This window comes from Ectopseudomonas oleovorans, from assembly GCF_003052605.1.
GTDB classification, from domain to species: Bacteria; Pseudomonadota; Gammaproteobacteria; order Pseudomonadales; family Pseudomonadaceae; genus Aquipseudomonas; species Aquipseudomonas oleovorans_A.
Genome location: NZ_QASO01000124.1, coordinates 103,559 through 113,614 on the forward strand (window position 1 = coordinate 103,559; position 10,056 = coordinate 113,614).

Annotated in this window: 9 protein-coding genes and 3 pseudogenes; 4 read left to right on the forward strand and 8 right to left on the reverse strand. The window is 63.1% G+C overall.

Going from position 1 to position 10,056, the window contains the following annotated elements; translation table 11 throughout:
* The first annotated feature begins 43 nt into the window (after positions 1-43).
* Entirely contained in the window at positions 44-631 is a 588-nt protein-coding gene (gene lpcA, locus DBO86_RS21980) for a D-sedoheptulose 7-phosphate isomerase (protein WP_108234836.1), read from the forward strand.
* 275 nt (positions 632-906) lie between these two features.
* On the opposite strand, the gene DBO86_RS21985 is transcribed toward lpcA, so the two are convergent.
* A complete protein-coding gene (locus DBO86_RS21985) occupies positions 907-1,656 on the reverse strand; it encodes a helix-turn-helix transcriptional regulator (RefSeq protein ID WP_004423396.1) in 750 nt (249 codons plus the stop codon).
* Between the two features lie 245 nt (positions 1,657-1,901).
* Here DBO86_RS21985 and DBO86_RS21990 point away from each other — a divergent pair, with 245 nt between their 5' ends.
* The 3 genes from DBO86_RS21990 (at position 1,902) to DBO86_RS22000 (ending at position 5,617) form a co-directional block, all read left to right on the forward strand.
* A complete protein-coding gene (locus tag DBO86_RS21990; protein WP_074860267.1) occupies positions 1,902-2,606 on the forward strand; it encodes a hypothetical protein in 705 nt (234 codons plus the stop codon).
* 61 nt (positions 2,607-2,667) lie between these two features.
* Positions 2,668-5,064, forward strand: a complete 2,397-nt coding sequence (gene lon / locus DBO86_RS21995; protein WP_074860269.1) for an endopeptidase La — start codon at positions 2,668-2,670, stop codon at positions 5,062-5,064.
* A 160-nt stretch (positions 5,065-5,224) separates the two neighbouring features.
* On the forward strand, positions 5,225-5,617 hold the full coding sequence (locus DBO86_RS22000) for a protease inhibitor I42 family protein (RefSeq protein ID WP_074860272.1): 393 nt from the start codon (positions 5,225-5,227) through the stop codon (positions 5,615-5,617).
* Positions 5,618-5,881: 264 nt separating this feature from the next.
* Here DBO86_RS22000 and DBO86_RS22005 read toward each other — a convergent pair whose 3' ends face one another.
* The 7 genes and pseudogenes from DBO86_RS22005 to DBO86_RS22030 all read right to left on the reverse strand — a co-directional run.
* Positions 5,882-6,643: an ABC transporter permease gene (locus DBO86_RS22005; RefSeq protein WP_074860274.1), complete on the reverse strand. Its 762-nt coding sequence runs from the start codon at positions 6,641-6,643 to the stop codon at positions 5,882-5,884.
* The gene (locus DBO86_RS22010) at positions 6,640-7,569 is read right to left on the reverse strand and encodes an ABC transporter ATP-binding protein (RefSeq protein ID WP_004423387.1); all 930 of its coding nucleotides are present in this window, start codon (positions 7,567-7,569) and stop codon (positions 6,640-6,642) included. The genes DBO86_RS22005 and DBO86_RS22010 overlap by 4 nt, the downstream gene beginning before the upstream one ends.
* A gap of 263 nt (positions 7,570-7,832) precedes the next feature.
* The gene (locus DBO86_RS22015) at positions 7,833-8,774 is read right to left on the reverse strand and encodes a 2-hydroxyacid dehydrogenase (RefSeq protein ID WP_108234837.1); all 942 of its coding nucleotides are present in this window, start codon (positions 8,772-8,774) and stop codon (positions 7,833-7,835) included.
* 13 nt (positions 8,775-8,787) lie between these two features.
* A pseudogene (gene garD, locus DBO86_RS26125) lies at positions 8,788-9,090 on the reverse strand (galactarate dehydratase); the annotation flags it as partial.
* On the reverse strand, positions 9,066-9,320 hold the full coding sequence (locus DBO86_RS26130) for an SAF domain-containing protein (RefSeq protein WP_305955027.1): 255 nt from the start codon (positions 9,318-9,320) through the stop codon (positions 9,066-9,068). The pseudogene garD and the gene DBO86_RS26130, both read right to left, overlap by 25 nt.
* Before the next feature lie 23 nt (positions 9,321-9,343).
* Positions 9,344-9,873: pseudogene (locus DBO86_RS22025) on the reverse strand (enolase C-terminal domain-like protein); the annotation flags it as partial.
* A 21-nt stretch (positions 9,874-9,894) separates the two neighbouring features.
* Positions 9,895-10,056, reverse strand: a pseudogene (locus DBO86_RS22030) (IS5/IS1182 family transposase); the annotation flags it as partial.

The following is a 10,056-nucleotide window of genomic DNA, read 5'->3' on the forward strand; positions in this document are numbered from 1 at the left end:
GGCTCTAGCTCGCGAAACTTTAAGAGAGGTTCTAAGACCTACGATGATCGAACATATCCGCAACAGCCTGCAGGAAGCTCAGCGCGCGCTGGAGGCCTTCCTCGCCAACGAACAGACCCTGGGCAATATCCAGAAGGCCGCCGAGTTGCTGGTCGAGAGCTTCGAGCACAAGGGCAAGGCCTTTTCCTGCGGCAACGGCGGCTCGATGTGCGACGCCATGCACTTTGCCGAGGAGCTGACCGGGCGCTACCGCAAGAACCGTCCAGGCATCGCCGCCGTGTCGATCAGCGACCCCAGCCATATCAGCTGCGTGGCCAACGATTTCGGTTACGACTTCATCTTCTCGCGCTATATCGAGTCGCATGGCCGCGAAGGTGACGTACTGATCGCCATCAGCACCAGCGGCAAGAGCCCCAACGTGGTCAAGGCCGCCGAAGCCGCCAGGGCACTGGGTGTGAAGGTGATCGCCCTGACCGGCAAACCCGGCTCGCTGCTGGAAAGCCTGGCCGATGTGTGCATCTGCGCCCCGGGCGGCGACTTCGCCGACCGCACGCAGGAGCTGCACATCAAGGTGCTGCACATCCTCATCGAGCTGATCGAGCGCAGGCTGAGCCCGCAGAATTACGCCTGAGAATGGGTAGAGTGGGCTGGGCGGCGATCCGCTTCAGCCCATCGTCGGCCTACATGGCATGCGGGCTGACTAGTGGGCTGAAGCCCACCTTAATCGGCTGGGCGATCTTCGACATTGCGCCAATGCTGGGTTACGCCGCCGCTGATGTGGCGGCGTGTTCAACAAGGTGACAGGCGCCGCTCTCCTAAACTGCCAGCCCTGTAGGAGCGAGCTCTGCTCGCGAACAGCAGCAGCAAAAGCTTCGCGAGCAGAGCTCGCTCCCACAAAAGCGCGAGTCAGGCGGCGCGCAGGCGCTTCGGGGTCAGCCCCATGTAACGGCGCATGGCCGTGGTCAGGGCGCTCTGACTGGAGAAACCACATTCCTCAGCGATCCGCACCAGCGGCAGGTTGCTCTCGCGCAGCATGCGCGCGGCGCGGTCGAGGCGAGTCTGAAGCAGGTATTGGTGTGGCGTGAGGCCGACGCTGTCCTTGAACTGGGCATGGAAGTGGCTGGGGCTCAGACACATTTCGTGCGCCAACTCGGCGACACTGATACGCCGCGCCAGGTGCTCGCCGATATAATCGTCCAAGCGCTGCAGATCCAGCGCCCCTTGCGGCTGCCGGCGCTGTTCGCCAAACAGACGCAGATGCAGGGCTCGGAGCAATACGCCGCCAAGAGAGCGTGCCAGAATCGAGTCGCTACCGTAGCGCTCAAGCTCTGCGCCGGCATAGCTCAGCAGGTGCTGGAAATCGACATCGAGGGCGGGATAACGCGGAGTTTCGAACAGACGGTGGAGCAACTCGAGGTCTTCGCTGGGGGTGTCCTGTTCGTCCAGGTCGAGAATCAGCATGCGGTTGTCGCCCATGCCGGCGAACTGGTGGGCGGCATCGCCCGGCACCAGGCAGGCGCGCATACGGCAGACTTCCCCACCGCGGCCGCCGACTTCGAATTCGGCGCGGCCGACCAGGGACATCACCAATTGGTGATGATCATGGGCATGTTCATGGGCCTGTTCATCCAGGCGGATCACACGGGCTTGTAGCATCGCAAAAGACTGGTGGCACGAAACAAGGGTTGCACTTTACTCCTTTCCCAGGGAAAACGCCGCAACCACCCACCAGCGAAACGGTTGCACCTAGAGCAACCAACGCACCAATTCGCAGCCCCGCACAACCTCAGGCCCTATTACCGTGCACCCGATCAATCCCGCTGAACCGCATTACACAGCCTCCGGCAAATGGCAGGAGAGTTGCTTCGCTCCTTTCGACCGTCCCTGACAAGCGAACCCCGATGAGCGATGCCGCCCTCATTTTTCTGACCCTGCTGGTCGTGCTGCTCACACTGAGCTACTGGCTCACCCACCGCGCGGAAAATCGCCAGTTGAAAGCCAGCAAACAGGCGGACACCGAGATCGTGCAGCGCTGCCTCGACCTGCTTCAGGCCCTGCAGAAACATCGTGGGCTGGGCGCGCAGCAGGATGCCGCGAGCGTCACGCTGCGCAATACCCAGGCGCAGCAGCTGGATCAGCTCTGGCTGAACTGGCCCGGCGCCAGCATGCAACTACCTCCCCTGCAGCACCACTGGCCGCAGTTGCGCCGCAAACCCGCTGACTTCGATGCCCACTGCCGACTGATCGAAACACTGCTGACGGTGATCGAACAACTCGAAGATCGCCTCTACCGTCAACATCACCCCAGAATTCGCGGGCTCGGCGAGGCCTGCCGCTCGCTCGAAGACCTCGCCAGGCTGCGCGGCCTGGCGGTACGCGCGGCCAATTACGAGCGCTGCCCGCCTGGGCTGCAGATGCAACTGCGCTTTCTATGCAAGCGCATGCTCGATCAGGAACAAGACTCGCATCTGCTCGCGCTGATCGAGCGCCTGCAGAGTGACCTGATCGAGTCGGCACAGATTCGCCTGGCGCCCGGTGAGTGCTTCGCCCTGCTCACCCCACTGATCGAGCAGCGCCTGCAAGGCATTCGCCTGATCCTCGACTGAAACGTTGAAAAAATCCTGCACTCGCCCCATCTAGCAACCAAAGTACACACAAAGGTGCTCCATGAACGATCAGGACAACACCCCCGAAGCTGTCGAAGTTCACGTCAAGGCCGATAGCACCGGCCTGGTACTGCCCGCGCAGCAGCTGCCGGACAAGCTCTACATCATCCCCATCCACAACCGCCCGTTCTTTCCGGCGCAGGTGCTGCCGGTCATAGTCAACCAGCAGCCCTGGGGCCGTACGCTGGCGCGCGTCAGCAATACCGAGCATAAATGCCTGGCGGTATTCTTCGTCGACACCCCGCCGGACGAACATGGCGAGTTCGACCTCGATAGCCTGCCAGAGCACGGCACGCTGGTGCGTGTACATCACGTCAGCGAGGAAGGCGGCAAACTGCAGTTCGTCGCCCAGGGACTGACCCGCGTGCGCATCCGTGGCTGGCTCAGCCGCCGCGGCCCGTATCTGGCCGAAGTTGAGTACCCACAGGCGCCCAACGACCCGCGTGACGAGGTCAAGGCCTACGGCATGGCGCTGATCAATGCGATCAAGGAACTGCTGCCGCTCAACCCGCTGTACAGCGAGGAGTTGAAGAACTACCTCAACCGCTTCAGCCCCAACGATCCATCGCCACTCACCGATTTCGCCGCCGCCCTGACCACCGCCTCCGGCCACGAGTTGCAGGAAGTGCTGGATACCGTGCCCGTGCTCAAGCGCATGGAGAAGGTGCTACCGCTGCTGCGCAAGGAGGTCGAAGTCGGCCGCCTGCAGAAGGAGCTGTCGGCCGAGGTGAACAAACAGATCGGCGAGCGTCAGCGCGAATTCTTCCTCAAGGAGCAGCTCAAGCTGATCCAGCAGGAGCTGGGCATCAGCAAGGACGACAAGAGTGCCGATCGTGAGGAATTTCTCGCCCGCCTCGAAGGCAAGACCCTGCCCGCGCCTGCACGCAAGCGTATCGACGAGGAATTGAACAAGCTGTCAATCCTGGAAACCGGTTCGCCGGAATACGCCGTCACGCGCAATTACCTGGACTGGGCCACCGCCCTGCCCTGGGGCATTCACGGCCAGGACAAGCTCGACCTGGGCCGCGCGCGCAAGGTGCTGGACAAGCACCACGCCGGCATGGACGACATCAAGCAGCGCATCATCGAGTTCTTGGCCGTCGGCGCCTTCAAGGGTGAGATCGCCGGCTCCATCGTGCTGCTGGTCGGCCCGCCTGGCGTGGGCAAGACCAGCATCGGCAAGTCCATCGCCGAATCCCTCGGCCGGCCGTTCTATCGCTTCTCGGTGGGCGGCATGCGTGACGAAGCGGAGATCAAGGGCCATCGCCGCACCTACATCGGTGCCATGCCCGGCAAGCTGGTGCAGGCGCTGAAGGAAGCCGAGGTGATGAACCCGGTGATCATGCTCGACGAGATCGACAAGATGGGCATCAGCTACCAGGGCGACCCCGCCTCGGCGCTGCTGGAAACGCTGGACCCGGAGCAGAACGTCGAATTCCTCGACCACTATCTGGACCTGCGCCTGGACCTGTCCAAGGTGCTGTTCGTCTGCACCGCCAATACCCTCGATTCCATCCCCGGGCCGCTGCTCGACCGCATGGAGGTGATCCGCCTGTCCGGCTACATCACCGAGGAAAAGCTGGCCATCGCCAAGCGCCACTTGTGGCCCAAGCAGTTGGAGAAAGCCGGCGTGCCGAAGGCGCGCCTGTCCATCAGCGATGCGGCGCTGCGCGCGGTGATCGAAGGCTATGCCCGCGAGGCCGGCGTGCGCCAACTGGAGAAACAACTGGGCAAGCTGGTGCGCAAGGCGGTAGTCAAGCTGCTGGACGATCCCGAGGCAAAAATCCGTATCGGCGCCAAGGATCTCGAGGAAGCCCTCGGCATGCCGGTGTTCCGCAACGAGCGGGTGCTGGCCGGCACCGGGGTGATCACCGGCCTGGCCTGGACCAGCATGGGCGGTGCGACCCTGCCGATCGAGGCGACGCGTATCCACACGCTCAATCGCGGCTTCAAGCTCACCGGCCAGCTCGGCGAGGTGATGAAGGAGTCGGCGGAGATCGCCTACAGCTACGTCAGCTCGCACCTCAAGCAGTTCGGCGGCGACCCGACCTTCTTCGACCAGGCCTTCGTCCACCTGCACGTACCGGAAGGCGCCACGCCCAAGGACGGCCCCAGCGCCGGCATCACCATGGCCAGCGCCCTGCTCTCGCTGGCGCGCAACCAGGCGCCGAAAAAGGGCGTGGCCATGACCGGCGAGCTGACCCTCACCGGCCAGGTGCTGCCCATCGGCGGCGTGCGCGAGAAGGTGATCGCAGCGCGGCGGCAGAAGATCTTCGAGCTGATCCTGCCGGAGGCCAACCGCGGCAGTTACGAGGAGTTGCCGGACTACCTCAAGGAAGGCTTGACCGTGCACTTCGCCAAGCGTTATGGGGACGTGGCCAAGGTGCTGTTCGACTAAAGAGGCATATGTAGGAGCGAGCTCTGCTCGCGAAGCTTTTCAGGCTCACATACATTCGCGAGCAGAGCTCGCCCCTACAGCAAACCGTGCGTCTCCACGGTCGCCACCGACAGGTCTATGCCGCTATGCTGGGGCCAGGTTTCGTCGACTGGAGTTCGTCATGCATGCCACCTTGCGCCTGCTTATCCTGCCCGCCCTGGCCCTGCTTACGGCGTGCGCCCATCAATCCGGCACGCTGGAATTGAAAAAGGACCGGCAGTGCCCGCTGACGCTGAACAAGGGTCAGCAACTGATTCTCAGCCTGCCCAGCAACCCCACCACCGGCTTTCGCTGGGAAGTCCGTGATGGCGCGGCGAACGTACTGCAAAGCCTCGGCCCCGAGGTGTACAGCAATCCCGAAGACGCCGGGCTGGTGGGCGCTGGCGGCATTTCCACCTGGCGCTTCATGGCGCGCGAGCCAGGCGAAGGTCGCCTGCTGCTGACCTACCAGCAGCCTTGGGAGCCGAACGTGCCGCCAGCGGAAACCTTCGAGTGTGAAGTGCGGGTGAAGTGAGCAAGCCGAACACGGTAGAGCTTCTGTGGGAGGGGCTTTAGCCGCGACGACTCGAGGCAAATCGCCGCTAAAGCGCCTCCCACGGCTCAGTGGGGCCGGCGCAACCCGCTACCTATTCATGGCGGGTTGCACCCGCCCTACAGGCTGCAATCGAACAAGGGGCGCTTATGCGCCCCCTCATTTCTATCGTTTCGCGGCTGAAGCCGCTCCTACAATCAGAGACGTACGCGATCTATGTAGGAGCGGCTTCAGCCGCGAATGGCCTCAGCTCTTGAGCCGGTAGCCGGTCTTGAAGATCCAGCCCACCAGTAGGATGCACAGCGCCAGGAAGCCCAGCACCATGGCCAGGCTGACGCCGACGTTGACGTCCGACACGCCGTAGAAGCTCCAACGGAAGGCGCTGATCAGGTACACCACGGGGTTGAACAGGGTCACCGTCTGCCAGGTCGGCGGCAGCATGCTGATCGAATAGAAAGCGCCGCCGAGGAAGGTCAGCGGCGTAACGATCAGCGCCGGAACGATCTGCAGCTTCTCCCAGCCATCGGCCCAGACGCCGATGATGAAACCGAACAGGCTGAAGGTCAGCGCGGTCAGCACCAGAAACGCCGCCATCCAGATGGGATGCTGAATTTCGAAATCGACGAACAGCCTCGCCGTGAGCAGGATGATCAGGCCGAGAATCACCGACTTGGTCGCCGCCGCACCGACATAGCCAATGAGGATTTCCAGGTAGGACACCGGCGCCGACAGCAGCTCGTAGATGCTCCCCGAGTACTTGGGCATGTAGATGCCGAACGAGGCGTTGGAAATGCTCTCGGTCAGCAGTGCCAGCATGATCAGACCCGGAATGATGAAGGCGCCATAACTGACGCCCTGCACCTGGGTCATGCTCGAACCGATGGCCGAGCCGAACACCACGAAATACAGCGAGGTGCTGATCACCGGGGTGGCGATGCTCTGCAGCAGGGTGCGCCAGGTGCGCGCCAGCTCGAACAGGTAGATGGCCTTGATGGCGTACAGGTTCATGCGCGCGACTCCTTGATCAGACCGACGAAGATTTCTTCCAACGAACTCTGGCTCGACTGCAGGTCCTTGAAGTCGATGCCATGCTGGGCCAGATCACGCAGCAGTTCGGCGATGCCGGTGTTCTCGTGCTGGGCGTCGAAGGTGAACACCAGGGCATGGCCCTGATCGGCCAGCTCCAGACCATAGCGCGCCAGCTCGGCCGGCACGCAGGACAGCGGCTGCTGCAGGTGCAGGGTCAGCTGCTTCTTGCCCAGCTTGTGCATCAGTACCTGCTTGTCTTCCACCAGAATGATGCGGCCTTTGCTGATCACCCCGATACGGTCGGCCATTTCCTCGGCCTCCTCGATGTAGTGGGTGGTCAGAATGATGGTCACGCCGCGCTCACGCAGACGCCGCACCATGTTCCACATGTCGCGGCGCAGCTCCACGTCGACACCGGCGGTGGGCTCATCGAGAAACAGTATCTGCGGCTCGTGCGACAGCGCCTTGGCGATCATCACCCGGCGCTTCATGCCGCCGGACAGTTCCATGATCTTGGCGTTACGTTTGTCCCACAGCGACAGATCCTTGAGCAATTGCTCCAGGTAGGCCGGGTCAGGCTTCTTGCCAAACAGGCCACGGCTGAACTTGACCGTCGCCCAGACGGTTTCGAATACGTCGCTGACCAGCTCCTGCGGCACCAGGCCGATCTGCGAGCGGGCCGCGCGGTAGTCGCGGACGATGTCGTGACCGCCGACCAACACCTTGCCCTCGCCCGGATTGACGATGCCGCAAATGATGCTGATCAGGGTGGTCTTGCCGGCGCCGTTGGGGCCGAGCAAGGCGAAGATCTCGCCCTGGCGAATGTCCAGGTCAATGCCTTGCAAGGCCGGATGCCCGGACGCGTAGATCTTGTTCAGTTGCTGGATGGAAATGACCGACTGCACGGTGGATGGCCCCTTGCCTGCGGAAAACTCCACAGTTTACAGGGCATGAGGCACTGACATCAGCGCGAGAGAGAAAAAACGGCGCACTTGTGGTGCGCCGGGGATGCAGCAGGTGAGGTAAGAAGCGATCACGGCGCTTGTGACGTCGTGACGATAGGCCAGGCTGCAGATGCCGCCCGGCGTATTCAGCGGCCGTTCATGATTGCACGCGAAGCTGTAGGGCGGGTGAAACCCGCCGCCTTGATTGGCGGGTTGCACCCGCCCTACAACGGAGTCAATAACTTGCCGGTGGCGATGAAGGCACGCAGGTTGTCCAGCACCAGATCGGCCATCTGCTGGCGGGTCTCGACACTGGCGCTACCGACGTGCGGCAGCAGCACCACGTTGTCCAATTCACGCAACGCTGCCGGTACCTGGGGTTCGCGCTCGAAAACATCCAGCCCGGCACCACCGATTACCTTCTGCTGCAGCGCAGCGATCAGCGCCGCTTCATCGACCACCGAGCCACGCGCCACGTTGATCAGAAAACCATCAGGTCCCAGCGCTTCGAGCACCTTGGCGTCGATCAGGTGATGGGTGGCCTTGCCGCCCGGGCAGGTCAACACCAGGAAATCCGCCCAGCGCGCCAACGTCAGCAGATCCGGCTCGTGCTGATAGCGGCTGCCCACGACCGGGCGCCGGTTGTGGTAACGCACCGGCATGGAGAAGCCCGAGGCGCGCAGTGCCACCGCCTCGCCAATACGGCCTAGGCCGACGATACCCAGGCGCTTGCCGCTGACCCGGCGCGCCAGCGGGAAGCCCGTAGTGCTGCTCCAGGCGCCGCTGCGCACGAAGCGATCAGCCTCGGACAGGCGCCGCGCGCTGTCGATCATCAAGCCCATGGCCAGGTCGGCCACGCAGTCGTTGAGTACATCCGGCGTGGTGCTGAGCACGATGCCGCGATCACGCAGCAGCTCCAGCGGATAGGTATCGTAGCCAACGCCGAAACTGCAGATGGCGCGCAGATTCGGCAGCAGCGAAAGCTGATCGGCGGTGCAGCCGAAACGGGCCGAGGACACCATGTAGATGAACTGCTCGCCCTGTTCACGCAGGAATGCCAGCGGCTCGGCCTGTTGCCACAGCGCGCTGACCTCGTACTCGTCGACCAGCTCGCGGTTGAAACGCTCGCTCAGCGGGCCGATCTGTAACACCTTGGCTTTGCTCATGACGATCCCCCGTTCAGGTCACCGGCGCCGAGTTGAACAGTACCAGATCGTTGTGCAGACGCAGGCGTTCGGCGCAGGTCTGCTTGTGACCGCTGGCCACGTCCAGATAGAGCTGGAAGATGTGCCAGCCCATTTGCTCCAGGGTCATGCGCCCGGAGACGATCTGCCCGGCGTCGACGTCGATCAGATCCGGCCAGCGCTCGGCCAGTTACGTGCGTGTGGCCACCTTGATCACCGGCACCATGGACAGGCCATAAGGCGTGCCGCGGTCGGTGGTGAAGATATGCAGGTTCATGCCCGCCGCCAGTTGCAGGTGCCGACGCAGCCATCCGGGTTGCGGAAGCCTGCGAAGGTGTAACCCTGCAGCGGCTCGCCGGGCGAGGTCTTGACGGTCGCCTTGGGCAGGTTGTCCAGCACTGGCGGCTTGGGCATGCACAGCACCTGCACAGTCACCCAGCTGCCGGCGGCAATGGGTTTCAGCGCATAACCGATCACTTCGCCATAAGGCACCACCTCGCCGCCTTCGACGATATCCACCAACGCCACCTTGTGGCTCTGCGGGATGCCTTGTCCAGCTCGACGCCGAGGCCCGGCGTTTTCGGCACCTGCACCAGACCACCTTCGATGCGCAACGGGTTACGCATCAGGTACTGGCCGTCCTGCCAGATCCAGTGGGTATCGATGGCGGTCACGCGACCCGGCGCCGCAGCGGCGACGTGGGTGAACATGGCCAGGGAGATATCGAAGTGGTTGTTCGAATGCGAGCCCCAGGTCATGCCCCAGTCGTTGCACATCTGCGCCACACGCACGGAGCCGCCATGGTCCAGAAATGCGGGTCGGCCAGCGGGATATCCACCGATTGCAGGGAGATGGTGTGGCCCATCTGCCGCCAGTCGGTCGCGATCATGTTGGTCGCGGTGGGCAGACCGGTGGCACGGCGGAACTCGGCCATCACTTCACGACCGGAGTAGCCGTTCTCGGCGCCGCACGGGTCTTCGGCATAGGCCAGCACACCATGCAGGTCGCGGCACAAGGCGATGGCCTGATCCAGCGACCAGCCGCCGTTGGGGTCGAGCGTCACACGAGCATTCGGGAAGCGCGGCCAGGGTCTGTTGCCGTTTCACATAGGTAACCAGAGAAAGGCACAGGCCATGGCCACGACGCTTTCGTAATTTCTCTTGAGCTTGTCGAACCGAGATGCCACTGCCCGGTAGTGCTTTAGCCGGGCGAAGGCGTTCTCCACCAAGTGCCGGTTGCGGTAAAGACCTCTGTCCAGATCCGC